Below are 24,542 nucleotides of genomic sequence, written 5' to 3'. Positions count from 1 at the left end.
GGTCAGACGGGCGGGGACGAGAGGCGGGCGGGGGTGCGGTCGGCCACCTCCTCGAAGATCATCGACGACCGGAAGCCGGTGATCTCGCGGCGGCCGGCGAGCCGGTCGACGAGGAAGGCGTGCAGATGGTCGAGGTCCTGGACGGCGACGTGCAGCAGGAAGTCGTCGCCGCCGGACAGCACGAAGACCCGCAGCACCTCCGGCAGCCCGCCCGCGAACTCCTTGAACGCGTCGATCGAGGTGCGGTTCAGCGGCCGCAGCTGGATCGACACCAGCGCCTGGACGCGGCGGTTGAGCGCCGCCGGGTCGATGTCGGCGTGGTAGCCGCGGATCACGCCCCGGCGGGTGAGCGCGCGGACCCGCTCCAGGCACGTCGAGGGCGCGATGCCGAGCTTGCGGGCGAGCTCCCGGTTGGACTGCCGCGCATCCGTCTGGAGAAGCCGCACGATCTCCGAATCAAGTTCGTCCATGCCCGGGAACGTAACACCGGTTTCGACCAATCGTTCGGTGCCTCTGGCCTTGCACGACCAGTTGCCCGATTCTCGAGGGAATGCAGGCGCAGATGAAGGGGCAGGGATGTTCGAGCACGAACAGGTGGTCCTGCGGACCGGCCGCCGCACCGGCCTGCCGGTGATCATCGCCGTGCACTCGACGGCGCTCGGCCCGGCCGCCGGCGGCGTGCGGATGTGGCGCTACCCCGCCTGGCGGGACGGGCTCGCCGACGCGCTGCGGCTGTCGGCCGCGATGACCGCCAAGTTCGCGGCGGCGGGGCTGTCCAACGGCGGCGGCAAGACCGTGGTGGCGCTCCCCGAGGGCACCGTTCTGGAGGGCCCCCGGCGGCGCGACGCGCTGCACGACGTCGGCGACGCGATCGCCGCGCTGGACGGCGCGTACTCCGCCGGGCCCGACGTCGGCACCGCGCCCGCCGACATGGCGGTGATCGGCGAGATCACGCCGCACGTGTTCTGCCGGCCCGCCGAGTCCGGCGGCAGCGGCGACTCGTCCCCGCACACCGCGCACGGCACGCTCGCCGCGCTCCGCGCCGCCGCCCGCCACCTGTACGGCACCCGCGACCTGGCGGGCCGCCGGTTCGGGATCATCGGCCTCGGGCACGTCGGCGAGCACCTCGCGGCCCTGCTCGCGGCGGAGGGCGCCGCGCTGACGGTCACCGACATCGACCCCGGCAAGCGGGCGCGGACCGAGGCGCTCGGCGCCGCCTGGACCGGCCCGGACGAGATCCTCGGCGCGGACGTCGACGTCCTCGTCCCCGCGGCCCTCGGCGGCGTCCTGACCGAACGGACCGTGCCGCGGTTGCGCTGCCGGGCCGTCGTCGGGCCCGCGAACAACCAGCTCGCCTCCCCCGGCGTCGCCGACCTGCTGCACCGGCGCGGCATCCTGTGGGTGCCCGACTACGTCGCCGGCGCCGGCGGGGTGATCCACGCGGTCAGCACGGAGCTCCACCGCCTCGGCCCCGGCGAGGCCCGCGCCCGCGTCGCCGCCATCGAGGACACCGTCACCGGCCTGCTCGGCACCGCCGACCGCCTCGGCCAGACCCCCGCGCAGGCCGCCGACGCCCTCGCCCGCCGCCGCGTCCGGACGGCGGCGCCGTGACCGCCAGACGGGCCGAACTGTTCGGCGGCGACGAGAGCCGATTCGACTTCCCCGCCGTCGGCGACGAGCGCCGCATGCTCTGCGACGTCCTCGGCGCGCAGCGGGCCACGCTGGAGCTGAAGTGCGCGGACCTCGGCACCGATCTGGCGGTGCGGGCGGTGGAGCCGTCGACGCTGTCGTTGCTCGGGCTCGTCCGGCACCTCGCCGACGTCGAGCGCCGCTGGTTCCGGCGGGTCCTCGCCGGGCAGGACGCGCCGCCGCGCTTCTCGTCCGCCGCCGACCCGGACGGCGACTTCGACGGCGCCGTCCCGGACCCCGCCGTGATCGCCGCCGCGTGGGACGCCTGGCGCGACGAGGTCGCGTTCGCCGACGCCTTCACGGCCGCCGCGCCGCACCTCGACGTCGAGGGCCGCGACGGCTGGCGCGGGCCGGTGTCGCTGCGCTGGGTGCTCGTCCACATGATCGAGGAGTACGCCCAGCACAACGGGCACGCGGACCTGCTCCGCGAACGCATCGACGGCGCCCGCGGCAAGTGACGGACCGTCAGCGCTTGAGCTCGACGTCCAGGTCGAACGGCACGTTCACGACGATCCGGTCATGGTGCACCCCGGTCGCGACGTATCCGCCGGTCGCGTCGTCCAACTCGTAGGTGTGGACGGCGGTCTGATCGGTCTCCACCTGCCAGTAGTGCCGGATTCCCGCCTCCGCGTACAGGGCGGGCTCCTTGCGCTTGGTCGACGGCGGCACCACCTCGGCAACGAGCACGACCAGCCCCGCCGGAATGGGACGTTCGTAGACGTCATGCTCGGCGGAGTACACGACGATGTCGGGAGCGATCTCGACCGGCTCCACCTCGTCGTCGTCGAGAAGGACGTCCACGTCGGTGTCGACCTGCCACGCGTCGGGAGCGGCGTCCTCGATACGGGTCGCCAACCGCCGCGCGACGCGCCGGCGGATCGGACGAGGGCGCGGGTTCACGACGAGCTTCCCGTGGACGAGGCTCACGCGCGCCGGGAGGTCTTCCGGCAGTGCCTCGTAGTCTGCCCGCGTCCACGTGTCGCCGGACGGCAACGGAACAGTCAGCGCGCGCATGGCTCCTGGGGCCTCCGGTCGGGGCGGTGCGGTACTCGGCAGGGTACCGTCGGGGCCCTCGTGGAAGACGGGATCGGGGTTCGGCGAAGTAAGGGTGATCGTTGGCCGAACACCCGAAAGGTTCCGCAATGAGCAGGACAGGTACGTGACCGCCGAGGTGGGCGAATCACCGACCGACCTCGACATCGCCACCGGCTTCCAGCGGGATCCGGAGCGGTTCACCGACGTCCACGACCGGTACTTCCGGGACGTCTACCGCTACGTCGCCGGCCGGCTGGACGTCCACACGGCCGAGGACATCGCCGCCGAGACCTTCTGCCTGGCGTTCGGGAAGCGCGACAGGTTCGATCCGGAGCGGGGCAGCCTGCGCGCCTGGCTGTTCGGGATCGCCACGAACCTCGTCGCGCAGCACCGCCGCAAGGAGGCGCGCCGCTACCGGGCCATGGCGCGCAGCGCCGTCGACGCGCCCGCGGCCGGCAGCCACGAGGACCGCGTCGTCACCGAGACGGCGGCCGTGCGGATGCGGCCGCAGCTCGCCAAGGCGCTCGCGTCGCTGTCTGCCGGCGAGCGCGACGTGGTGCTCCTCGTCGCGCTGGCCGAGCTGAGCTACGACGAGGTCGCGGACGCGCTCGGCATCCCCCAGGGCACGGTCGGCTCCCGCCTCTCCCGCGCCCGCAAGAAACTGCACGACGCTATCCGCCCGGAGGCGTTCCATGGATGACCTGAAAATGCTCGGCACCGCGCTGGCCGGGCCCGAACCGTCCGCCGACGTCGTCGACCGCAGCCGGCACCGGCTCCAGAACGCGATGCGGGGCGGTTCCGCCGAGCGCGGGCGCCGCAAGCGCTGGATCGCGGCCGGCGTCGGGCTCACCGCCGCCGCGGCGGCCGGCGCCGTCGTCGTCTCCGACCCGTCGGCACCCGAAGCGAAGAAGGAGCCGGTGCTCTCGGGGCGGCAGGTCATGCTCGCCGCCGCGACCACCGCGGCGGCCAAGCCCGCGGCCACCGGCACGTACTGGCACACGAAGCTGGTCCTCACCATGGGCAAGGTCACCCACGTCACCGAGACGTGGACGCGGCGCGACGGCGCCACCTGGCTGAGCGGCGCGCCCGGCCTGGTCAGCCGGGTGGCGAAGCGTCCGGTGATGAGCGGCTCCGACCTCGACTTCGCCGGCGTCCAGCGGCTGCCGACCGACCCGGACCGGCTCAAGGCCGGGCTGCTCAAGAGCGCCAGATATCCGGCCGCCCGGGAGAACCCGCAGCTCTGGACCATCAATCTGCTCCAGTCGGTGCTCTCCGAGGCGCCCGCCCCGCCGCAGGTCCGCGCCGCGGCCTACCGCGCCCTCGCGGCGCTGCCCCACATCGACAACCTCGGCAGGACGGCCGGCGGCTACCGGCTCAAGATCTCGTTCATGAACGACAGCGGCACGCACGTCGACGGCACCGAGACGATCGTCGTCGACCCGAAGAGCACGCGGCTGCGCGTCGAGGGCTGGGGCGGATTCGGAGGCGGGCCCAATCCCTTCGGGCCCTCCCAGACGACGTCCGGCTGGACGGACACGCTGCCGGGCCGGATCGTCCCCTGGAGCAGCCAGAAGCCGTACATCGAGAAGGAGAACCAGCAGCTCAAAGCCCAGAACCACTGACCCGGGCCCCGTCGGGGTGGGGGGGGGGGGGGGGGCCGCCCCCCCCCCCCCCGCAACTCCACGAGCACGTCGCCGGACTGCGGCACGATCTCCGCGAGGCCCGGCATGTGCCCTCGCTGTCGCAGAACCAGGCGGCCCGCTCACCGCGAGGACCGCCGGGGCGCTCCTCGACCGGTTCGAGGCCGAGCTTCTCGGCATACCAGCGCCGGGCCCGGGCCAGGTCCTGAGCGGGGATGCGCGCTTCGAACCGTGCATTGCTCAGCAGCTCCGTGATGCTAGCCGGACCTCGGCGGCGCGGTGTCACGGTCGGGCCGAAGGGAGGTTGGCGGTGAAGTGGTCGATCCGGGTCGCGAGTTCGCCGGGCGCCTCCAGCGGGGACAGGTGGCCCGTGTCCTCGATGACCGTCATGCGCGCTCCCGGGATGACGGGCAGGAGGTCGGCTTCCAGCGACGCGGGCGGGTCGACCTGGTCGTGCCGCCCCGCCAGGACCTGGACGGGGACGTCGATGGCGCGGGCGGCGGCGGTGATGTCCGCGGTGATGCCGTGGCGCGGCCAGGCGAGGCGGGCGTCGTCGCCGCCGGCGGCGAGGCTGTCGGCCAGCACCTGTTCGCGCAGGTCGGCGGGCAGGGGCCGGTGGGTCAGGACGTGCTGGAGCGCGTCACCGGTCGTGGCGCGGCTGTCGTAGGCGTGCGCCAGCGCCTCCGCCGCCGCGGCGTCCACGGTCGGGCGCGGCGGGGCCGGGGCGACGAGGACGAGTCCGGCGAGCCCCTCGGGCCGGCGCGCCGCGGCCAGCTGGGCGACCTTCCCGCCCATCGAGTGCCCGACGAGCACGTACCTGCCGAGTCCGAGTCCGCGGACGACGTCCAGGACGTCGTCGGCGAGCCGCTCGATCCCGTAGGGCCCGGGGAGGTCGCGCGCCGCGCCCCAGCCGCGGTGGTCGTAGGACACGACGGCGGATCCGGACGCGAGGCGGTCGATCACCGGGGCGAAGGTGCGGTGGGAACCGCCCCAGTAGTGGAGGAACACCAGCGCCGCCGGGGAGCCGTCCCGCGTCCGCACCGGCAGCCGTCCGCCTTGCACTTCCACGTATCGCATGTCCATTCGGACTCTCCCTTCGTCTGCTTCGACGCTAAGGACCGGTGACCTCGCGGAACAGGTAGGCTCCGGTCTGGCTATGGTGAAAAACGGACAGCAGGCCGGCATCCGGTCGCTGCGCTACGCGGCGGACGGCGGCGTCGAGGTGATCGCGTTCCCTCGGCTGCGGGACATGCCGGCAGGCAGCGCGCCCCAGCCGGTGCAGCGGGCCGATTTCCATGTGCTCGCGATCGTCGATTCGGGACGGGGAACGGTGACGGTGGATTTCGTCCACCACCGCCTGGAGCCGGGCACGATCGTCTGGATCCGGCCGGGCCGCGTGCACCGCTGGGACGACATCGCGGACGTCGACGGGACCCTCGTGCTCTTCCGCCCCGAGTACGTGCCGCTCGGCTCCCCGGGCGCAGCGCCGTTCGGCCCGGTCACCTGGCGGCGGCCGGGGCGTCCGGCGCTGGTCCGCCTCGCCGCCGACCATCTGCGCCGCGAGTACGACGCGTCCCGGACCCGTCCGATGCCCGGCAGCGCCGCGATCCTGCGCGCCCTTCTGGAGGTGCTCCTGCTCCGCGCCGGCGAGTGCGCGCCCCCGCCGCCCGCCGGGCGGGAGGCCTTCACCGCGTTCGCCGCGGCCGTCGAGGCGCACTTCGCGACGTCGCGGGAGGTCTCCTGGTATGCCCGCCGGCTGGGCTACTCTCCGCGCACCCTCAGCCGTGCGACGCGGGATGCGGCCGGGTGCGGCGCCAAGCGGTTCCTGGACGACCGGGTGGTGCTGGAGGCCAAGAGGCTGCTCGCGCACACCGGCATCACCGTCGCCGAATGCGCCCGGCGGACGGGGTTCGACGACACCGCCAACTTCTCCAAGTTCTTCCGCGCCCGCACCGGCCTCGCCCCCGGCGCGTTCGCGGCCCGCGCCCGGACACCCGCGACGAGCGCACCGCGTTGATCCGGATCGGCTGATCAGGCCGACGACCGCACGCGGCGGCGGGCCCGGGTCCCGGCGGGGCTCTCCACGAGGCGGACGCAGAGCCCGGTGATGACGAGGCCGGCCGTGCCGACCATCAGCGATCCCGGCAGCAGCATCGCCGTGCCGGGCACGCTGTCCGGAAGGGCCTCTCCGGCCGCGTTGACCAGGGCGGGAGCGCCGACGAGGGCGAGCAGGACGAACGCGCGGCGGCTCGTGCGGTCGCGCGCGAGCGCGGCGGCGGCCAGGACGGCGGCCACCAGCGCACCGGCGGCCCGCAGTTCGCCCATGGTCTGCGCGGCGTCGATGAGGCGGTCCATGCTCGCGCGCGGGTCGACGCCGGTCTGGCCGCCGGTGAGCAGGGAGAAGGCCGGGTAGGTGTGGAGCGCGAGCAGGGCGGCGGCCACGGTCGCGGCCCCGGCCAGGCGGGCGCGGCCGAGGAGGCGGGCGCCGCGGCGCGGGCCGGGCGACGCGGCGAGGGACGCCGTGGCGAGCAGCGCGAGCGGCAGCGAGGTTCCCGCGAAGTCCCTGCCGAGATACGCGTAGGAGTGGTCCGGGAGGGCCGTCCCGTAGACCGCGAAGGCGATCTGGGCAGTGGTCACCGCGCAGGCGGCGGTGGCGGCGCGGCGGCGTCGGCCCCGCCAGGCGAGCACCGCGATGACCGTCCAGGCGAGCCAGTACGGTCCGGTGCCGAAGAAGTAGAGCAGCCCGTAGATCCCGATGGTTCCGTTCCCCTGCGCGGTGGCGGCGCCGATCAGCGTGGGCACGTCCACGGCGAACCGCGCGGCCTCGGCCATCAGCAGGAGCGCGGCGAGGAGGCCGGTGATGGCGAGGGCGTCCCGCCGGGGGGAGGCGCCGGTGCCGGACGCGGCGCGGCGGAGCCGGATGCGGGCGGCGCCGAGCAGGAGGTCGGCGGTGTCGGCGATGGACGGGCGGGTCTGGCCGGGACGCGCCGCCGACAGCAGCACGTCCAGCATCTCCTCGCCGTGCGCCTCCCGGTGGGCGGCCGGGTAGCAGGCCAGGAGGCGGCGGTAGCGGTCTTCGAGCGTGCTCAACGGAGTCCCCTCAGGGAGAAGGCCGGGGCGGTGCCGCCGCCGGGGAGGCGGAAGGCGGCGAGGCGGCGGGCGGCGGCCTCGGTGCGGCGGCGGAGCGCGTCCACTTCGGCGGCGAGGGCGGCGGCGCCGTCCTCGGTGAGCCGGTAGTAGCGGCGGAGGCGGCCGTCGACGACCTCCTCGCGGTCGGGGGCGATGAGGCGCTCGGCCTGGAGCCGGTCGAGGGCGGCGTACAGGGTGCCGGCGCGCAGCCGGGTGCGGCCGGCGGAGATCCGCTCGACGTCGGCCATGATCCCGTAGCCGTGCTGCGCGCCGTCCGCGAGCGCGGTGAGGATCAGGAACGTCGGTTCCTGCATCGGCTTGCTCATGCGTTCTTTATATATCGATCATTTGAGCATCGGCAACCGCCGGACCCGGACGGGACAGGCGCCGCCCCGTACTCTTGGTAGTTATTGATCACATAGTGTGACGACTCTCGGAGGTGCGGACGTGACGCAGGGCAGGAGCGAGCGCGTCGAGTACTGGCGCAACCGGCTCCTGGTGTCCGTGCGGGGGCGAGCGACGATCATCACCGTCGCGTTCGCGGCGCTGTTCCTGACCGTGATCCTCGTGCTCGGGATGCTCCTCGTCCGCGACTGGCTGGAGCGCCGCGAGGCGGACAAGGCGGAGCGCACCACCGAGCGGATCACGTTCGACATCCTGCGCGGGCAGGCCGACCTCGGGCTCACGACCCGTCCGGACGAGACCGGCCTGGTGCAGATCGTCAGCCCGGACGGCCGGCGGGTGCTGGCGGCCTCGCCCCCGGCGCGCGGCAAGCCGCCGCTGGCGTCCGTCCCCCTCCCGTCCGGGAACCTGCTGATCGACCGGCGGGCCTGCCCGGGGTCGATCTCCGGCTGCGCGTGGATCTTCGGCCTGCGGGTGGTGAACAGGTCGCCGTGGGGGCCGGGGGTGATGGTCGTCTCCGCCGAGCCGCTGCCGGGCCTGCTGAACGTGTGGGGCCTGCCGCTGAGCCTCGTCGCGCTCCTGCTCGTGCTGCTGGCCCTCGTCGCGTGGTGGACGTGGCACACGATCGGCCGGGCGTTCGCCCCGATCGACCGGATCCGCCGGGAGCTGTCCGACCTCGACGCGCGGGACCTGCGCCAGCGCGTGTTCGTCCCGCACACGCACGGGGAGATCCAGGCGCTCGGCGAGACGGTCAACGCGACGCTGCAGCGGCTGGAGGAGGCGACCGACCGGGAGCGCCGGTTCATCTCCGACGCCTCGCACGACCTGCGCAACCCGATCGCCGGGCTGCACGTGCAGCTGGAGATGGCGCTGGACGAGGCGGACGAGGAGTCGCGGCCGCTGCTGCGCTCTGCGCTGCGCGACGCCGAGCGGCTCAACGACATCGTGATCGACCTGCTGGAGCTGTCCCGGCTGGACGCGCGGGCGCCGCAGCCGGTGGAGCCGGTCGACCTGGCGGAGGCGGCCCGCCGGGAGGTCGACCGGCGCGGCGACGGCGTGCGGGTCGCGGCCCGGCTGGAGCCCGGCGTGGTCGTCCGGGCGAACCCGGTGCGGATCGCGCGGGTGCTCGGCAACCTGCTGTCCAACGCCGAGCGGCACGCCGCGTCCGGCGTCGAGGTGACGGTCCGGCGCGACGGCGCGACGGCGGTGCTCCAGGTGCTGGACGACGGCCACGGCATCCCCCCGGACCAGCGGGAACGGGTCTTCGAGCGGTTCGCGCGGCTCGCCGAGTCGCGGGAGCGGGATCCGCAGGGGACGGGCCTCGGGCTGCCGATCGCCCGCGAGATCGTCGAGATCTACGGCGGCACCCTCACCATCGCCGACAGCGAGCGGGGCGCGTGCTTCGTCATGCGCCTCCCGCTCGCGCCGGACGGCGGATGACGTCGATGACGGCGGACAGGCCGGCGTCGCCGTGCCCGGCGTCGACGGCGCGCCGGAACAGGTCCCGCAGCGCGAGCGGCCCGGCGCGATCCCGGCCTCGCGGCTCGCCTCGGCGACGTGGCCGGCGCCGGCGGCCTGCATGCGCAGGCTGTTCGCCCCGCCCGGGGACGCGCCGCCCGCGATCTCGCGGGTGAGGATGCCGAGGAAGCCCATCGGGCCGTCGCCGGTCAGGGCTGCCAGGGCCGCGGACGCGAAGGGCCGGAACCGCTCGGCGGGCACCCACGCGGTGCCGAGCAGCGCCGCGCCGTGCATGTACGCGACGAGCGTGGACCAGAACAGGTACAGCTGCGCCTGGTAGTAGAGCATCGACAGGCCCGGGTCGGTGCCGACGAACGTGGGGTCGCCGAGTTCGGCGAGGGTGTCGCGGTGCCGGTCGAGGACTCGGGTTCCGGGCCGCTGTAGAAGACGTACGCGCCGGGCCGCCCGATGCCGGGCGGGCGAGCACGCGGCGGTCGCGGCGGAGCTGGCCCCGGCGGTCGCCGAGCACCCGCTCAGAGAGCGGCTGCGCGCCGCGCACCTGCGCGCCCTGCACGGCGCCGGACGGCGCGCCGAGGCGCTCGCCGGGTACCACGACCTGCGGGAACGCCTCGCCGATGAGCTCGGCGTCGACCCCGGCCCGGAGCTGGCCTCGCTCTACCGGTCGATGCTGGAGGACGACCCGTCGAAGGGCCCCGGCCCGCGGACGGCGCCGCGATCTCCGCTAATCAAGCCCGTGTAGAGCACGCTCTCGCCGTGTTCCGCGCGCGCCGATCCCTGGTACACGGCCGCCGCGCTGGCGACGCGCGCCAAGTTCGCGCTCGTCCACGGCGGTCCGACCGCCATGGAGCGCGACGGCGTCGAGAGCATGGACCTCTTCACCGCACTCGGCGATGCGTGGGGACGGCTGGAGGCGACCGACGCGCTCAGCCGCCGCGCCGAGATCACCGGCGACTACGCGGCCGCCGCCGCGCACCACCGCGAGGGCCTGCGGCTCGCCGAAGCGCTCGGGATGTGGGCCGAGGTGTCGTTCCGCACGTCCGGGCTCGGCCGCGTCGCGCTGCTGACCGGCGCGCTCGACGAGGCCCGCGACCTGCACGAACGGGCCCTGGAGATCGCGAGGCGGCAGGCCGCGCGGTCGGCGGAGGAGTTCGCCGAGGCCGGGCTCGGGCTGGTCGCCCGGGCCCGCGGCGACCTCGACGCCGCCGAGCGGCACCTGCGCGCCCCGCTCGGCTGGCTGCGCGGCATCGGCGGGACGGCCGGGATCGCGTTCCTGCACGCCCAGCTCGGGTACGTCGCGGAACTGCGCGGGGACGCCGGCGCCGCGCTCGCCCTGCAACTGGACGGGCTCGCCTGCGCGCGCGCCGTCGGCGACCCGCGCGCCGTCGCGCTCGCGCTCGAAGGGGTGGCGGGGGCGCGCGCGCTGGCGGGCGAGCATGCGGAGGCGGCGCGGCTGCTCGGCGAGGCGTCCGCGCTGCGCGAGTCCGCCGGCGCACCGCTCCCGGAGGCCGAAATGGGCGATATCAACCGAGCCGTCGGGACGATCACGGCGGCGATCGGCGTTGCCCCGTTCACACGCGCATTCGAGCACGGCCGCGCGCGGGCGCGGACGGAGGGAGCGACATGAGCGAGGATCTCGGCTACGGCTGGCAGGGCGACCGGCTGGACCTGCCCGCCTACCTCAAGCGGATCGGTTACGACGGCGCCGCGCGGCCGGACGCCGCGACGCTGCGCGCCCTGCACCGGGCGCACGTCACGTCCATCCCGTTCGAGAACCTGGAGATCATGCTCGGCCGGCCGGTCGAGCTGGACCTCGCCGCCGTGCAGGGCAAGCTCGTCGACCGGCCGCGCGGCGGGTACTGCTTCGAGCACAACCGGCTGTTCGCGGCGGTCCTGGAGAAGATCGGCTTCGAGGTCACGGCACTGACGGGCCGGGTGTCGATGGGCGCGGAGAAGCTGCTGCCGGGCACGCACGCGCTGCTGCTCGTCCGTTCCCCCGGCCAGGCCGCGGACGAGCCCGCGCTGCTGTGCGACGTCGGTTTCGGCGGCGGCCCGCTCGAACCGCTCCCGTTCCCCGGCGACGGCGCGGACGCCGACCAGGACGGCTGGGGCTTCCGGCTGCGTCCCGGCCGGGTCACCGAGGCGCTGCCGGCGGGCGCCCAGCTGTGGGAGATGCACCAGCGCGGCCCGGACGGCTGGTTCCGGCGGCACTCGTTCCCGCTGGTCGAGGCGTTCCGCATCGACTTCGACGTGCTCAACCACTTCGTGTCCACGAGCCCGCGGTCGCCGTTCACGCGGCGGCCGTTCGTCCAGCGGTTCTCCGCCGGGGAGCACCTCGTGCTGGACGGGACGGCGCTGACCGCGACGCGCCCGTCCGGCGAGACCGAGAGGCGGACCGTCGCCCCCGCGCGGCTGCCGGACGTCCTCGCCGAGGAGTTCGGGATCGTCCTGGAGGGCGACGACCCGCGGCGGCTGGTGGCGCGGGTGGACGACTCGAATCTAGACGTGTAGTATCCAGATCATGCGGATCGGGGAAGGGGTCGAGTGGGCGGCGCACTGCCTGCTGCTGCTCGACTGGATGGGCGAGGACCGGCCCGTGCCGACGGCACGGCTCGCGGCCGGTTTCGAGCTCCCCCCGCCCTACCTGAACAAGCAGCTCCAGGCCCTGGTCAAGGCCGGCCTCGTGACCTCGACGGCGGGCGCGCGCGGCGGTTTCCGGCTCGCCCGCCCGCTGGAGAAGATCACCATGATGGACGTGGTGGCCGCGATCGAGGGCCCGGAGGAGGCGTTCCAGTGCACCGAGATCCGCAGCCGCGGCGCCGGGGCGGGCACCCCCGCGTCCGTCCTGCGGCGGCCCTGCGCGGTCAGCACCGCCATGCGGAAGGCGGAGCTCGCCTGGCGCAGGGCGCTGGCGGAGCAGACGCTCGCCGACGTCAGCGCGGCGGTGAAGCGCGGGGTGCCGGAGATCGAGGAGAACGTGCGGGCCTGGTACGCCCGCAACTGACCCGCTGACCCGCACCCGGGCCGCCCCGGTCCAGGTGCGCCGCAAATCTGGATATCCCCCATCTCAGAAAGGGTAAATCATGCAGGCACGGATGACCGGACTCCCCGAGATCGCCCCCGACGCCTACAAGGCCCTGCTCGGACTGGAGGGCGCGCTCGCCAAGAGCAGCGTCCCGAAGAGCACGCTCGAACTGGTCCGGCTGCGCGCCAGCCAGATCAACGGCTGCGGCTTCTGCGCCGACATGCACGCCTACGACGCCAAGAAGGCCGGCGAGACCGACGAGCGTCTCTGGTCCGTCGCGACCTGGCGCGAGTCCCCGTACTTCACCGACGAGGAGCGCGCCGCGCTCGCCCTCACCGAGGCCGCCACCCGCATCGCCGACAACCCGGCGGGCGTCCCCGACGACGTCTGGGACGAGGCCGCCGACGTCTACGACGAGCAGAGCCTGCTCTCCCTCATCATGTGCATCGCGGCGATCAACGCGTGGAACCGGATCAACGTCACGACCCGCCAGATCGCCGGCTCGATGCGCGCCTGACCCCGCCGACTTGTGGCGTGTCGTGGTTATGCGGCGCCCTATAACCACGACACGCCACAAGTGAACGAGGGTTCAGGTGAGGTTGAGGCGGGCCAGTTCGCCTCGGGACGCCACGCCCAGCTTCGGGTAGGCCTTGTAGAGGTGGTAGCCGACGGTGCGCGGGCTGAGGAACAGCTGCGCGCCGATCTCCCGGTTGCTCAGGCCGGCCGCGGCGAGCCGGACGACCTGCAGCTCCTGCGGGGTGAGGCGGGCGGCCTCGAGGTCGGCGACGGACGCGGCGGTGTCGGCGAACATCCGGTACGCCTCCTTCGTCCGGTCCTGCTCGTCGGCGAGGGACGCGCGGATCAGCGTGAGGTCGGCGCGGGCGATCGGGTCGGGCAGGTCGGGTTCGGCGCGGGCGGCGAGCTCCGCGGCGCGGTCGGGCATCCGCGCGAACGCGTACGCGCGCGCGGCGGCGGCGAGCCTGCGCCCGCGCGCGCTCGGGTCGGGGCTCAGCCCGGCGGCGGACTCGTACATCGCGGCGGCGGACGCGTCGCGGCAGGCGTTTGTCCGCGGCAGGCGTTTATCCGCGGCGCCCCGGAGCAGAGCAACCCCATGACCGAGAAACGGGACGAGGACAAGCCGCTCGCGGACCGCCGCGCCGAGGCGGGCGCGCCGCAGGAGACCGACGACGCCGACTTCGCCGAGGAGCACACGCCCAGCGAGACCGACCCGCCGAACGCCGAGGCAGACACCCCCGGCGGCGAGGACGAGGGCTACCGCCCGCAGACCCAGATCTAGCGGATCGCTCGCTGAACGCGACGAGGCCGCCCCGGCTTGTGTCCGGGGCGGCCCGACTTCGTCGTCTACTCGGGGTGCGGGGGCCGCTGGTCCGGCGGCGTGCCGCCGCCCTTACCGCCGCCCTTGTCACCCTTGTCGGTGCCGTGCGCGTGCCCCTTCGCCCGCGTCGACTTCGGGTCGGTGCCCTCCGGCGCGGCCTCCTCGGTCACGGCGGTCCGCCCGGACCGCCTCATCTCGGGCTGCTGCGGGTTCGGCATGGTCCCCCCTCCTATGCGCTGGACGGCTCGGGGCGCAGCGGGTCGTGGCCCACCGTCATCAGCTCGTGCCGCCACCGCTCGTTGCCCGCGCCGTCCGGCGGCGGGGCGTCCAGGTGCTCCTCGACGTAGTCGACGACCTGCCGCATCACGTCGGCGTCGCCGTCGGTGAGGTCGACCTTCCGCTTGCGCAGCAGATCCACCACACGGGCGCCGAGCTCGGAGACCCCGGTTTCCGGCTCCGCCGGGAACGCCTCCTCGCCCGAGGCGTCCGTGAGCAGCCAGGTGCGCAGCTCGTCGGACGTCATGTTGACGAGCCGGTGGAAGTCCTCCCAGGCCAGCTCCGCCTCGGCCGGTATGCGATCGTTCATGGCGTTCGCCCTACCCGGTGTCGGTCGTCCCATTCGTCCGCTTCGTCCGTCCGGGTGCTCGAGCAGGTCGTGCTGCCCCGCGACGCGTTCTTCGGCCCGGCCGAGCAGGTGCCGGCCGACACCGCCGACGCGTCGCTGGAGAGCGTCCGGGTGTTCATCGAACGCTGATGTAGTCCTCCAGCCGCCCGACCGCGAAGCCGCGCTTCTCGATCTGCTCGAGGAGATGGGCGAACATCTCCGTCATCGTCTCGCCCTTGAGCTGCTCCGGGCCCCGGAAATGCGCGAGCAGGATGTCGCCGGGGTGCAGTTCCTTGTCCGGGTCGTCGTACTGGAAGTCGTGGATCTGCATCGACGCGCGCCACATCACGATGCCGCTGATGCCGCACTCCCGCGCGGCCTCCTGCGTCAGCGAGTTCCACCGCCCGAACGGCGGCCTGAGCAGCGTCGGCGCCGTCCCGTACTGCTCGGTGAGGGCGTCGCGGTCGCCGCAGATCTCCCGCTTCTGCCCTTCCAGGCCGAGCGTAGGCAGCACCGGATGGGTGACGGTGTGATCCTGGACGCGGTTGCCGAGCGCCTGCAGCGGCTTGAAGTACCCGTAGTCGTCCTGCACGTCGTCCTTGGTGAGGAACATCGTGACGGGCACTTTGAGGTCGTTCATCATCTCGACGAACTTCGGGTCCTTCTCCTGGCCGTCGTCGATGGTCACGAAAACGACCCGGTCCTTGGTGGGGACGCTGTCGAAGACCTTCGCCGGGCCTTTCCCCGGAAGCTTCAGCGGCTTGTCGGCGGGCGGCGCGGGCGCGGGAAGCAGCGGTTTCAGGCCCCATTTCCGCCAGACCGCTCCCGTGTCCGGCTCCTGCCGGACGACGGGCGCCGCGACGGCGGGCGCCGCGGGGGCGTGCGGCGCCGGGGCAGGCGCGGCGGCCGCCTTCGGCTTCTCCGCGGCGGATCGCTGGCACACCGCGAGCGCCAGGGCGAGGACCGCGGCCCCCGCGACGACGCGGACGGACCGCCCCCAAAAGCCCCCCATGCCGCAGAACTTACCGCCTGCCCCATGGGTCCGTTCAGTCGGGTCTCGTCCCACCGCCACCAGGTGTCAGCCGGCGCGCAGCGGACCGGCCGGAAGGCCGAAACGAGCCGGGACACCGGGCGAGTACAGGACGCTCACCGGCTCGCCCGCCGGCGCGGGCAGCCCGGCGGCGGCCACCAGGTTCTCATCGCAGGCCAGCAGTTCCGCGCGATGCAGCGGCCAGCGCGGATGGGCGTTCCGCAGGAACAGCGTCCGGCCGAAGGACGCGTTGTGCAGGCCCCACCGGGCCGTCAGGAAATGCTCCAGTTCCGTCGGCTCGCCGATCCGCTCCCCGACCCGCACGGCCATCCTGCCGCCCGCGCCGCGCGGCCCCGGCCAGCGCCTCGAACCGGTGTAGAGGACGACGTCGCCGACGCGCCGGACCGACATCCGCGACCACAGATAAGGCAGGCCGAAACCGATCCTCCCCAGCAGGACGGGGATCAGCCGCGCGGCGTCCATGGAGCGGAAGACGACGCCGCGCCGGCCGTCGCCGTCCACCGAGTACAGGCGGACGTTCGTCTCCGGAAACGCACCGAGATACGGAACGCCCGGCAGTCCGAGCCACCCGACGCGGTCCATCCGGAAGGCGACCAAACCCACGTGGGCGGCGCCGCCGAAGGTGTCCGGCCGGGTGCCCGCCGGAAGCAGCTCCGCCACGTCGGCGGGGTCGGCCGCCCAGTGCACCAGCGCCACGTCCAGCCACGACTGGGTGAGCAGCGGACGGTCGATCGAGCCCGGCGGGTCGGGCGTGACCGCTTCGGCGGGCACGGGACGGGACGGCACCGCGCCAGCATAGGCCGACGCGGTGCCGTCAGGTCTCCGCGGCGCCCGCCGCCGGCGCTCCCTCCTCCCCCGCCGCCGTGACCGCCCCGCCGCCGGACAGGTCGCCCGCCGCGCCGGCGCCCTCGCCGGGGCGCTGCGCGCGGCGCTGCGCCTCGCGGGCGCGCTCGGCGACCCGCGCCAGCTCCGCGACCCGCGCCTCGTCGCGGGTGAGGTTCGCGCCGCTCGCCGGGTCGAAGATGTGGATCTTCGAGGTGTCGATCCACAGCTCCGCCGCGTCGCCCGCCGTGATCTCGCTGGCGGCGTCCAGCGAGATCACCGCCTGCGTGCGCAGCTGGTCGCTGTCCAGCTCGCGGGACAGGTCGCGGAGCTGGGCGGCGAGGTCGTCCGGCGCCTCGTAGGGGACGTACGCGTACAGCTCGTTGCCGAGCCACTCGGTGACGTCGACGCGGGCGCTGACCGTGCTGCCGCGCGCCTTCTTCTCCGCGCCGACCAGGGACGCGTCCTCGAAGTGCTCGGGACGGATGCCGACGAGCACGACGTCGCGGCCCTCGATCGCGGCGGCCTTGCGCGCGTCGCCGGCCTCGAAGCGGCCGAGCGGGGTGTCGAGCGCCGTCCCGTCGACGGACGCGGGCAGGAAGTTCATCGACGGCGAGCCGATGAACCCCGCGACGAACAGGTTGACCGGCTCCTCGTACAGCTCGCGCGGGCTGCCGACCTGCTGCAGGACGCCCTTGCGCAGCACTGCGACGCGGTCGCCGAGCGTCATCGCCTCCGTCTGGTCGTGCGTGACGTACACGGTGGTGACGCCGAGCCGGCGCTGCAGCCGGGAGATCTCGGTGCGCATCTGGCCGCGCAGCTTGGCGTCCAGGTTCGACAGCGGCTCGTCGAACAGGAACGCGTTCGCCTGCCGGATGATCGCGCGGCCCATCGCGACCCGCTGCCGCTGCCCGCCGGACAGGTTCGCGGGCTTGCGATCCAGGTGCTCGGTCAGCTCCAGCAGCTCGGCGGTCTCCCGGACGCGGCGGTCGACCTCCTCGCGCGGCACCTTCGCCAGCCGCAGCGGGAACGCGATGTTCTCGAACACCGTGAGGTGCGGGTACAGCGCGTAGTTCTGGAACACCATCGACAGGTTCCGCTGCCGCGGCGCGATCTTGTTGACGACCCGCTCGCCGATGCGCATCTCGCCGCCGGTGATGTCCTCCAGCCCGACGATCATCCGCAGCAGGGTGGACTTGCCGCAGCCGGACGGCCCGACCAGGATCATGAACTCGCCGTCCCGCACGTCCAGGGACACCTCGTTCACGGCCGGGAACCCGTCGCCGTACCGCTTGACGATGTTCTTCATGGTGATGGCGGCCATGCTTCAACCCCCTCGGGCCCTCAGCCCTTGACTGCGCCGGACGTCAGCCCGGCGACGATGCGGCGCTGGAACGAAAGGACGATGACGACGATCGGGACGGTCACCACGACCGCCGCCGCGCAGATGGCGGTCGTCGGCTGCTGGAACTCCGACGCGCCGGTGAAGAACGCCAGCGCCGCCGGGACGACCCGGGCGCGGTCCGACGAGGTCAGCGAGATCCCGAAGACGAAGTCGTTCCAGCAGAAGAAGAAGGTGAGGATCGCGGCGGTGAACACCCCGGGCGCGGCCAGCGGGACGATCACCTTGCGGAACGCCTGCCAGGTCGTCGCGCCGTCGACCTGCGCGGCCTGCTCCATCTCCCACGGGATCTCGCGGAAGAACGCCGACAGCGTCCAGATCGCGAGCGGCAGCGCGAACGAGATGTACGGGATGATCAGCCCCGGCCACGTGTCGTACAGTCCGACGTCGCGCCACAGGTCGAACAGCGGCCCGACCAGCGACACGACCGGGAACATCGCGATCGCGAGCGCGAACGACAGGATCGCCTTCTTGCCGGGGAACTCCAGCCGCGCGATCGCGTACGCGACGAGCGTGGCGAACACGACGCCGATCACGGTCGCGATCAGCGAGATGCCGATCGAGTTGACCAGCGCCGAGGTGAACAGGTCGGTCTCGAAGACCGTCCGGTAGTTGTCCCAGGTCCAGTGGTGCGGCAGGAAGCCCTTCTGGTTGCCGATCTCGCCGGGCTGCTTGAACGACAGCATCACGATCCACAGGATCGGGAACACCGTCCAGACGAGGATCAGCAGGGACGCCAGGGCCCACAGCCATCTGGAACGGGCGGTCTCCATCACTTCTCGCCTCCCCCGCGCTCGCCGCGCGCCTGCGCCAGGTCGACCCGGAACCCCTTGATGAACACGGCCGCGATGAGGACCACCGACAGGAACAGCAGCACGCCGACCGCGTCGCCGAGCCCGATCGCGGTCCGGGTGATCGTCTGCCGGTAGGTGAGGAACGACAGCGTCTCGGTCTTCTGCTGGCCGGACGTCATGACGAAGACGTTGTCGAAGATCCGCCACGCGTCGAGCGTGCGGAACAGCACCGCGACGAGGATCGCGGCCTTCATGTTCGGGATCGTCACCCGGCGCAGCCGCTGCCACGCCGTCGCGCCGTCCACGGTCGCGGCCTCGCCGAGGTCGCCCGGCACCTGCGCGAGCCCGGCGAGCAGCAGCAGCGACACGAACGGGGTCGTCTTCCAGATCTCCGACAGGACGATCACGGACAGCGAGGACCAGCGGCCGGAGAACCAGGCGTGGTCGCCGAGCCCGAACCAGGAGTTCACGAACCCCGACTGCAGGTCGAACGCGTACTTCCAGGCGAACGCGGAGATCACCGTGACGATCCCGTAGGGCAGCAGGATCGCGGTGCGGACGGTCCGCCGCGCGAAGACCGCCCGGTGCATCACCATCGCGAGCGCGAAACCGATGACGAGCTCGACCGCGACGGTGACGAAGGTGATGATGAACGTGGTGAGGACGTCTTGCCAGAACAGCGGGTCGGACAGCGCCGTCCCGTAGTTGCCGAGGCCGACGAAGCGGCGGTCGTCCGGGGCGGTGATCCGGTAGCTGAACAGCGACAGGTACAGCGCGTTGACCAGCGGGTACGCGGTCACGACCAGCATGACGATCACGGCCGGGGCGGACAGCAGCAGGCCGAGCCGGCGTTCGGCGCGGCCGCGGTCGGACAGCTCCGCGGCGGGCGCGGCGGGCTTGCCGGCCGCTGGGGCGGTGTGCACTGCGGTCATCGTCGGTCCCTTCAGAGCAGGCGCTGGTCGCGCAGGACCTGGTGGACGAACGTCGCGGACTCGCGCGGCGTCGAGTTCGGCTTCACCGACGACGCCGGGTGCCAGCGGCTCTGGATCGCGCCGGACACGTCGGTGTAGTACGGCGTGATCGGGCGCGGCGCCGCCGCGTTGATCGAGTCGCGGATCAGCCCGGCCATGGGGAACTCCCTGCGGATCTCCGGGTCGTCGTAGACGGCGGGACGCGCGGCCGGGTTGCCCTCGGCGAGCATGTACTCCTTCTGGTGCTCGGTTGAGGTGATGCACGTGACGGCGTCCACGGCGAAGGTGTTCTTGTGCTTGCCGTAGGCGCCGATCGCGACCTCGATGCCGCCGAACGGCGGCTTGCTGTCCTGGCCCGCCGTCGCCTTCGGGTAGCGGGCCCAGCCGATGTCGGACGGGATCGTCTTGCCGATGACGCCGGCCTTGGCGTCGCTGGCGTCCGCGGCCCAGATGTAGGGCCAGTTGACCATGAAGCCGCCGCGCGCGCCGTTGAACAGGGCGCGGGACTGCTCCTCGATGTCGGTGGACAGCGTCGGGCTCGCGGCCCGGGACGTCGCCAGCCGGCGGACGATCGTCGCCGCGGCCCGCCCCGCCGGGGAGTCGATGTCGATCTTTGCGTCGTCGCCCTTGCCGGCGTCGCTGACGATCCGCCCGCCGGCGGACGCGACGAGGGCGTTGATCCACACCATGTAGCCCTCGTACTTGTTGCCCTGCACGCCGATCGTGGTGCCGGTGCGCAGCGCCGCGTCGATCATCTCGTCCCAGGTGAAGCCGGGCGCGTTCGGATCGACGCCGGCCTTCTTCACGGCGGACTTTCGGTACCAGAGCAGCTGCGTGTTCGCCCAGAACGGCGCCGCGTACAGCTTCCCGTTCCAGGTGGAGCTCTGCACCGCGACGGGGAACACGCCCTGGGTGAACCGCGCGGCCTCGCTCGCCGGGAAGGGCCGCAGGAACCCGGCGTTCGCGGCCTCCGCGACGAACACCGGGTCGAGGCTCATCAGGTCGAGCCCGCCGTCCTTGGCGGCCAGCCGCCGGACGAGCTGCTCGCGCTGCTGCGTCGCGTCGTCCGGCATCAGCGAGGTCTTGATCCGGTACTTGCCGCCGGACGCCTTCGAGCAAGTGGCGGCGAGCTTCTCCTGCCCGCCGTTGTCGGGGTTGATGTACCAGTTCAGGGTGGGTGTTCCGGCGCCTCCGCAGGCGGCGAGGCCGCCCGCCGCCAGCGCCAGCGCGACCGCCGCCCTCAGCGCGACCGCGACCCTTGCCTTCCGCACGGTCCCGGCGCCCCCGCGCCCCCGCGGACCGTTCCGTCCGGTTCTTTCCGCTCGTCCGACTCCCTCGACCATCGGGCCTCCCGAAGCCACCCACCATGCGCGGGCGCTTCGCCGGAACGCATCCATGGCGGGTCCGAACTCATAAGAACACCGGATCGGGTAACTGTCGAGATGCGAAGAGTGAGCGGTGAGCAGAACGCAACGTAACGGCAACACGAAACACATCCGAAACAAAGCGGCATAAGACACGAAACGGACACGGGTGATTCTCGATGGCGGACACCGGACCCGCGAAGGGGGAGACGCCGTGCCCACAGGGATCGATGCGGGCGACACCGCGTGGCTGCTCGCCAGCACCGCGCTCGTCCTGCTGATGACGCCCGGACTCGCGCTGTTCTACGGCGGGATGGTGCGCGCCAAGAGCACGCTGAACATGATCATGATGAGCCTGGTCTCGGTCGCTTTGGTGACCGTCTGCTGGCTCGTCGCCGGCTACAGCCTCGCCTTCGGCCATGATCTCGGCGGCCTCGGCCTGCTCGGCGGATTCGAGCACGTCGGCCTCAAAGGCATCACCCCGGCGACACCCCATGGTCACGTCCCCGCGCTGCTGTTCGTGACCTTCCAGCTCACCTTCGCGATCCTCACCACCGCACTGATCAGCGGCGCCATCGCCGACCGCGCGAAGTTCTCCGCCTGGATGGTGTTCGTCCCCGTCTGGGCCCTCGTCGTGTACGCGCCGGTCGCGCACTGGGTCTGGGGCGGCGGCTGGATCTCCGACCTCGGCGCCCTGGACTACGCCGGCGGGCTCGTCGTCGAGATCGCGTCAGGCGCGTCCGGGCTCGCGATGGCGCTCGTCCTCGGCCCCCGCATCGGGTTCCGCAAGGAGGCGATGCGGCCGCACAACCTGCCGATGGTGCTGCTCGGCCTCGGGCTGCTCTGGTTCGGCTGGTTCGGCTTCAACGCCGGGTCGGCGCTCGCCGCGAACGGGACCGCCGCCGCCGTCTTCCTCAACACCCTCGTCGCCGGCTGCACCGGCCTGCTCGGCTGGCTGCTCGTCGAGCAGCGCCGCGACGGCCGGCCCACCACGTTCGGCGCCGCGTCCGGCGTCGTCGCCGGGCTCGTCGCGATCACCCCGTCCTGCGGGTCGGTGGACGTGCTCGGCGCGCTCGCCGTCGGGCTCGCCGCCGGCGTCGTCTGCTCCTACGCGGTCGGCTGGAAGCACCGGCTCGGCTACGACGACTCCCTCGACGTCGTCGGCGTCCACCTCGTCGGCGGCATCATCGGCACGCTGCTGATCGGGCTGCTCGCCGTGCGCTCGATGACCGGCGGCGCGGCGGGGCTGCTCACCGGGGGCGGCGGCGGCCAGCTCGGCAAGCAGGCCATCGCGGTCCCGGTCGTCGCCCTGTTCGCCTTCACCGTCACGTTCGCGGTCGGGAAGCTCATCGACAAGGTCATGGGGTTCCGGGTGTCCGCCGAGGACGAGACGAGCGGCGTCGACCTCGCCCTGCACGCCGAGACGGCCTACGAGCACGGCGTGAACGGCCACGCCAACCCCGTCGGCCGGCTCGCCCGCCCCTCGCCGCTCGGCCTCGCCCAGCAGCGGGAACAGGGCGCCTGACCCAGCACGTGAAGAAGGCGCGGAAGGCTCGCGGACCCCGACCGACCCGCGATCCTCCCGCGCCTTCGCCTGTGGGGGACGGCGCGCAGGCTCAGTAGCCGCCGCCCGTCCCGTAACCGGAGCCGCCGCCCGAGCCGGTGCCCGAGCCCGATCCGGAGCCAGTGCCCGCGCCGGTCATGACCCGCGCGCCGCTCGGCCGGGTCAGCCACCACACCCCGCCGACGCCCTGGCCCTTGGTGTCACCCGGCTCCTTGTCCTTCTCGTAGTAGTACATCGGCCAGCCGTTGATCGTGAGCTGGCACTTGCCGTCGTCCTTGCGCTCGATGAAGTTGACGACCTTCTTGCTGACGCCCTCGAGCTTGAGGTGCTTCCAGCCGTTGAACACCGCCGGCGGCCACGCCTTCTTGCACGCCTTGAAGCACGTCGAGTTCGGCGGCTTGCTGGTGTCCTTGTCGTAGCGGTAGAGGGTCCGGCCGTCCCCGTCGGTCAGGATCATCCCGAACTTCGGGTCGTTCTTGGCCTTGACGACCGTCCAGCCCTTCCACTTGTTCGCGGTCTTGGCCGCCGCGAGCGCCTTCTTGCCGGTCGGCGCCGCCGCGTACCACTTCTTGCCGACGCCCTGGCCGCGCACGTCGCCCGGGCTCTGGTCCTTCTCGTAGCGGTACAGCGGCCAGCCGGCGAGCGTCACCTGCCACTTGCCGTCCGGCCGCCGCACCTTCCCGACCAGCTTCGCCTCGACGCCCTTGACCTGCGTGGCGGAGCCGTTCGCCCACACCGGCGGCCACGCCTTCGCGCACGCGCCGGAGCACGTCGACGCGGGCGGCTTCGCCGTGTCGTCGTCGAACCGGTACAGCGTCCTGCCCTGCCCGTCCGTGACGACCTTGCCGAGCTTGGTGACGCTCGCGACCTCCAGCGTCGTCGGCTCGGCGGAGGGCGAGGCCGACGGCGACGCCGCCGGGTCCGCCTGGGCCTTGCTCCCCGCGGCGGCGTTGCGCTGCCCCTTCCCGCTCCCATGCTCCTGTCCGCACGCCGACAGCACCATCCCGGACGCGATGAGGGCGGCCGCGGCGGGGAACGCCCAACGTGGGAAATGCATCTCGTGTCCTCCATGTGTTGTGGGTCCCGGCTCGGTCCGGGTACCGCACGCCGATCGAGGAGGCGGCCGCACCGCTCGTCCTGATCGAGGAGCAGTACGGTGAACGGCGCGGAACGGGTTCAACCTCGGGCACGTCCGAGGAAAAGCCCCCGAACAGCGCGATAGAGGTACGAGTTGTCGACCCCCGACCGGCCGAGCCGCCCGTCCCCCGACACGGCCGGGCTCTTCGCCGAGCTGCCGCCGCCCGAACCGGAGCCGCCGGCCGGGCCGGCCTGGCTCGTCGTCCCGGCGCGGGTCATCGCGCTGATCGTCGTCGTGCCGTTCCGGCTCCTGTACGACCTGCTGGTGGTGATCGGACGCGGCATCGCGGCGTGCTGGCGGTTCCTGATCCGGATCCCGCTGATCGTCGCCGTCGCGCTGTACCGGTGGCTGCTGCGGCCGGTCGGCCTCGCGCTGTGGTGGCCGCTGCGGATGCTCGGCCTCGGCATAGCCGCCGCCGCGGTGTGGCTCCACCGGTACGTGCTGACCCCGATCGGGCGCGTCCTCGACCTCGTCCTGCTCGCGCCGCTCCGCGCCCTCGGGCGAGGCCTCGCCTGGCTCGGCCGATGGATCGGGCGCGGGTCGGCGTGGCTGCTGCGGGGCATCGGGCGGATCCTCGCCGTCGTGATCGTCCTGCCCCTCACCCTGCTCTGGCGGTACGTGCTGCTGCCGCCGCTGCTCGGGCTCGCCTGGCTCGCGCGCTGGACCGGACGCGGCCTCGCCGCGGCATGGCGGGCGTTCGCTGCGGCCGTCGTGTGGTCGTGGCGGCAGACCGGGCGCTGCCTCGGCTGGCTGCTACGCGTCCTCGTGGTCGTCCCGGCGCGCGCGCTGTGGCGGTACGTCCTGGCACCCATCGGCGCCGGCATCGCCGGGACGTGGCGGCTCGCCGCCCGCGTCCTGTCCTGGCTGTGGCGCACTCTCGTGGTCGCGCCCGTGCGCGTGCTGGTGGTGATCCCGCTCCGCTGGTTCGGCCGGAACGTCCTGGCGCCGGTCGGGCGCGGCATCGGCGCGGCGTGGCGCGTCACCGTCCGCGACCCGCTGCGCGCCGTCCGCCGGACGCTGCGGGAGGCGAGCCGCGACGTCCGCCGGACCCTGCGCCGCACCTTCCTCGGCCCCTGACCCGCGGCCCGGCCCCGCGCGGC

28 protein-coding genes and 2 pseudogenes are annotated in these 24,542 nt (G+C 73.3%); 14 read left to right on the top strand and 16 right to left on the bottom strand.

Annotated elements, in window-relative coordinates:
* Positions 1 to 2: 2 nt before the first annotated feature.
* The gene (locus F8568_RS33185; protein ID WP_151597641.1) at positions 3 to 470 is read right to left on the bottom strand and encodes an Lrp/AsnC family transcriptional regulator; all 468 of its coding nucleotides are present in this window, start codon (positions 468 to 470) and stop codon (positions 3 to 5) included.
* Positions 471 to 576: 106 nt separating this feature from the next.
* Between F8568_RS33185 and F8568_RS33180 the strand changes: the two genes are divergently transcribed.
* Together F8568_RS33180 and F8568_RS33175 are read left to right on the top strand one after the other, a co-directional pair.
* The gene (locus F8568_RS33180) at positions 577 to 1,611 is read left to right on the top strand and encodes a Glu/Leu/Phe/Val dehydrogenase family protein (RefSeq protein ID WP_151597640.1); all 1,035 of its coding nucleotides are present in this window, start codon (positions 577 to 579) and stop codon (positions 1,609 to 1,611) included.
* Positions 1,608 to 2,147 (top strand): DinB family protein, encoded by a 540-nt coding sequence (locus F8568_RS33175; protein ID WP_328601134.1) that lies wholly within the window; start codon positions 1,608 to 1,610, stop codon positions 2,145 to 2,147. Before F8568_RS33180 ends, F8568_RS33175 begins: the two co-directional genes overlap by 4 nt.
* Positions 2,148 to 2,154: 7 nt before the next feature.
* Here the strand turns inward: F8568_RS33175 and F8568_RS33170 are convergent, their stop codons facing one another.
* A complete protein-coding gene (locus F8568_RS33170; protein WP_160573855.1) occupies positions 2,155 to 2,703 on the bottom strand; it encodes a Uma2 family endonuclease in 549 nt (182 codons plus the stop codon).
* Positions 2,704 to 2,848: 145 nt separating this feature from the next.
* On the opposite strand from F8568_RS33170, the gene F8568_RS33165 reads away from it, so the two are divergent.
* Both F8568_RS33165 and F8568_RS33160 read left to right on the top strand, forming a co-directional pair.
* Positions 2,849 to 3,424 (top strand): RNA polymerase sigma factor, encoded by a 576-nt coding sequence (locus tag F8568_RS33165; protein ID WP_151597638.1) that lies wholly within the window; start codon positions 2,849 to 2,851, stop codon positions 3,422 to 3,424.
* Positions 3,417 to 4,346 (top strand): CU044_5270 family protein, encoded by a 930-nt coding sequence (locus tag F8568_RS33160; protein WP_151597637.1) that lies wholly within the window; start codon positions 3,417 to 3,419, stop codon positions 4,344 to 4,346. Before F8568_RS33165 ends, F8568_RS33160 begins: the two co-directional genes overlap by 8 nt.
* Before the next feature lie 300 nt (positions 4,347 to 4,646).
* Here F8568_RS33160 and F8568_RS33150 read toward each other — a convergent pair whose 3' ends face one another.
* Complete coding sequence (locus F8568_RS33150; protein ID WP_202125638.1) at positions 4,647 to 5,447, bottom strand: alpha/beta fold hydrolase; 801 nt, start codon at positions 5,445 to 5,447, stop codon at positions 4,647 to 4,649.
* A 73-nt stretch (positions 5,448 to 5,520) separates the two neighbouring features.
* On the opposite strand from F8568_RS33150, the gene F8568_RS33145 reads away from it, so the two are divergent.
* Entirely contained in the window at positions 5,521 to 6,381 is an 861-nt protein-coding gene (locus F8568_RS33145; RefSeq protein ID WP_151597636.1) for a helix-turn-helix domain-containing protein, read from the top strand.
* Between the two features lie 14 nt (positions 6,382 to 6,395).
* On the opposite strand, the gene F8568_RS33140 is transcribed toward F8568_RS33145, so the two are convergent.
* Positions 6,396 to 7,454 carry a hypothetical protein gene (locus tag F8568_RS33140; protein WP_151597635.1) on the bottom strand — a complete coding sequence of 353 codons (1,059 nt, stop codon included), beginning with the start codon at positions 7,452 to 7,454 and terminating at the stop codon, positions 6,396 to 6,398.
* Entirely contained in the window at positions 7,451 to 7,819 is a 369-nt protein-coding gene (locus F8568_RS33135) for a PadR family transcriptional regulator (protein WP_151597634.1), read from the bottom strand. Before F8568_RS33135 ends, F8568_RS33140 begins: the two co-directional genes overlap by 4 nt.
* 121 nt (positions 7,820 to 7,940) lie before the next feature.
* On the opposite strand from F8568_RS33135, the gene F8568_RS33130 reads away from it, so the two are divergent.
* Positions 7,941 to 9,335 (top strand): sensor histidine kinase, encoded by a 1,395-nt coding sequence (locus tag F8568_RS33130; protein ID WP_328601133.1) that lies wholly within the window; start codon positions 7,941 to 7,943, stop codon positions 9,333 to 9,335.
* A 141-nt stretch (positions 9,336 to 9,476) separates the two neighbouring features.
* On the opposite strand, the pseudogene F8568_RS51215 reads toward F8568_RS33130, so the two are convergent.
* A pseudogene (locus tag F8568_RS51215) lies at positions 9,477 to 9,701 on the bottom strand (imine reductase family protein); the annotation flags it as partial.
* 16 nt (positions 9,702 to 9,717) lie between these two features.
* On the opposite strand from F8568_RS51215, the gene F8568_RS33120 reads away from it, so the two are divergent.
* From F8568_RS33120 to F8568_RS33100, 5 genes are all read left to right on the top strand, one after another.
* Positions 9,718 to 10,113 (top strand): AfsR/SARP family transcriptional regulator, encoded by a 396-nt coding sequence (locus F8568_RS33120; RefSeq protein ID WP_160573853.1) that lies wholly within the window; start codon positions 9,718 to 9,720, stop codon positions 10,111 to 10,113.
* Positions 10,114 to 10,215: 102 nt separating this feature from the next.
* Positions 10,216 to 10,998 (top strand): hypothetical protein, encoded by a 783-nt coding sequence (locus tag F8568_RS33115; RefSeq protein ID WP_151597631.1) that lies wholly within the window; start codon positions 10,216 to 10,218, stop codon positions 10,996 to 10,998.
* Entirely contained in the window at positions 10,995 to 11,882 is an 888-nt protein-coding gene (locus F8568_RS33110) for an arylamine N-acetyltransferase family protein (RefSeq protein ID WP_151597630.1), read from the top strand. The genes F8568_RS33115 and F8568_RS33110 overlap by 4 nt, the downstream gene beginning before the upstream one ends.
* Before the next feature lie 10 nt (positions 11,883 to 11,892).
* Positions 11,893 to 12,375 carry an RrF2 family transcriptional regulator gene (locus F8568_RS33105; RefSeq protein WP_151597629.1) on the top strand — a complete coding sequence of 161 codons (483 nt, stop codon included), beginning with the start codon at positions 11,893 to 11,895 and terminating at the stop codon, positions 12,373 to 12,375.
* 79 nt (positions 12,376 to 12,454) lie between these two features.
* Entirely contained in the window at positions 12,455 to 12,913 is a 459-nt protein-coding gene (locus F8568_RS33100; RefSeq protein ID WP_151597628.1) for a carboxymuconolactone decarboxylase family protein, read from the top strand.
* 72 nt (positions 12,914 to 12,985) lie between these two features.
* Here F8568_RS33100 and F8568_RS33095 read toward each other — a convergent pair.
* Positions 12,986 to 13,165: pseudogene (locus F8568_RS33095) on the bottom strand (response regulator transcription factor); the annotation flags it as partial.
* A 342-nt stretch (positions 13,166 to 13,507) separates the two neighbouring features.
* Here F8568_RS33095 and F8568_RS33090 point away from each other — a divergent pair.
* Positions 13,508 to 13,693, top strand: coding sequence for a hypothetical protein (locus tag F8568_RS33090; protein WP_151597627.1), 186 nt, complete (start codon positions 13,508 to 13,510; stop codon positions 13,691 to 13,693).
* Positions 13,694 to 13,758: 65 nt separating this feature from the next.
* On the opposite strand, the gene F8568_RS33085 is transcribed toward F8568_RS33090, so the two are convergent.
* From F8568_RS33085 to F8568_RS33050, 8 genes are all read right to left on the bottom strand, one after another.
* Positions 13,759 to 13,950 (bottom strand): hypothetical protein, encoded by a 192-nt coding sequence (locus tag F8568_RS33085; protein WP_151597626.1) that lies wholly within the window; start codon positions 13,948 to 13,950, stop codon positions 13,759 to 13,761.
* Between the two features lie 11 nt (positions 13,951 to 13,961).
* Positions 13,962 to 14,318 (bottom strand): DUF3140 domain-containing protein, encoded by a 357-nt coding sequence (locus F8568_RS33080; RefSeq protein WP_151597625.1) that lies wholly within the window; start codon positions 14,316 to 14,318, stop codon positions 13,962 to 13,964.
* A gap of 154 nt (positions 14,319 to 14,472) precedes the next feature.
* A complete protein-coding gene (locus tag F8568_RS33075) occupies positions 14,473 to 15,348 on the bottom strand; it encodes a polysaccharide deacetylase family protein (protein ID WP_151597624.1) in 876 nt (291 codons plus the stop codon).
* 66 nt (positions 15,349 to 15,414) lie between these two features.
* Positions 15,415 to 16,173, bottom strand: coding sequence for a YqjF family protein (locus tag F8568_RS33070; RefSeq protein WP_151597623.1), 759 nt, complete (start codon positions 16,171 to 16,173; stop codon positions 15,415 to 15,417).
* Positions 16,174 to 16,201: 28 nt separating this feature from the next.
* Positions 16,202 to 17,533, bottom strand: coding sequence for an ABC transporter ATP-binding protein (locus F8568_RS33065; RefSeq protein WP_151597622.1), 1,332 nt, complete (start codon positions 17,531 to 17,533; stop codon positions 16,202 to 16,204).
* Between the two features lie 20 nt (positions 17,534 to 17,553).
* Complete coding sequence (locus F8568_RS33060) at positions 17,554 to 18,384, bottom strand: carbohydrate ABC transporter permease (RefSeq protein ID WP_151597621.1); 831 nt, start codon at positions 18,382 to 18,384, stop codon at positions 17,554 to 17,556.
* Positions 18,384 to 19,337 carry a carbohydrate ABC transporter permease gene (locus tag F8568_RS33055; protein WP_151597620.1) on the bottom strand — a complete coding sequence of 318 codons (954 nt, stop codon included), beginning with the start codon at positions 19,335 to 19,337 and terminating at the stop codon, positions 18,384 to 18,386. The genes F8568_RS33060 and F8568_RS33055 overlap by 1 nt, the downstream gene beginning before the upstream one ends.
* Positions 19,338 to 19,348: 11 nt before the next feature.
* On the bottom strand, positions 19,349 to 20,647 hold the full coding sequence (locus tag F8568_RS33050; RefSeq protein ID WP_202125637.1) for an extracellular solute-binding protein: 1,299 nt from the start codon (positions 20,645 to 20,647) through the stop codon (positions 19,349 to 19,351).
* 307 nt (positions 20,648 to 20,954) lie between these two features.
* Here F8568_RS33050 and F8568_RS33045 point away from each other — a divergent pair, with 307 nt between their 5' ends.
* Positions 20,955 to 22,265, top strand: coding sequence for an ammonium transporter (locus F8568_RS33045; protein ID WP_151597618.1), 1,311 nt, complete (start codon positions 20,955 to 20,957; stop codon positions 22,263 to 22,265).
* A 91-nt stretch (positions 22,266 to 22,356) separates the two neighbouring features.
* Here the strand turns inward: F8568_RS33045 and F8568_RS33040 are convergent, their stop codons facing one another.
* Positions 22,357 to 23,361 carry an SCO0930 family lipoprotein gene (locus F8568_RS33040; protein ID WP_151597617.1) on the bottom strand — a complete coding sequence of 335 codons (1,005 nt, stop codon included), beginning with the start codon at positions 23,359 to 23,361 and terminating at the stop codon, positions 22,357 to 22,359.
* A 174-nt stretch (positions 23,362 to 23,535) separates the two neighbouring features.
* Here F8568_RS33040 and F8568_RS33035 point away from each other — a divergent pair, with 174 nt between their 5' ends.
* Positions 23,536 to 24,519 carry a hypothetical protein gene (locus F8568_RS33035; protein ID WP_151597616.1) on the top strand — a complete coding sequence of 328 codons (984 nt, stop codon included), beginning with the start codon at positions 23,536 to 23,538 and terminating at the stop codon, positions 24,517 to 24,519.
* Positions 24,520 to 24,542: the final 23 nt, after the last annotated feature.

The sequence above is a fragment of the Actinomadura physcomitrii genome (genome assembly GCF_008923205.2).
Lineage (GTDB): Bacteria > Actinomycetota > Actinomycetes > Streptosporangiales > Streptosporangiaceae > Spirillospora > Spirillospora physcomitrii.
Note: the sequence above shows the minus strand (reverse complement) of the source record. Positions and strands in the feature narration are given on the sequence as shown.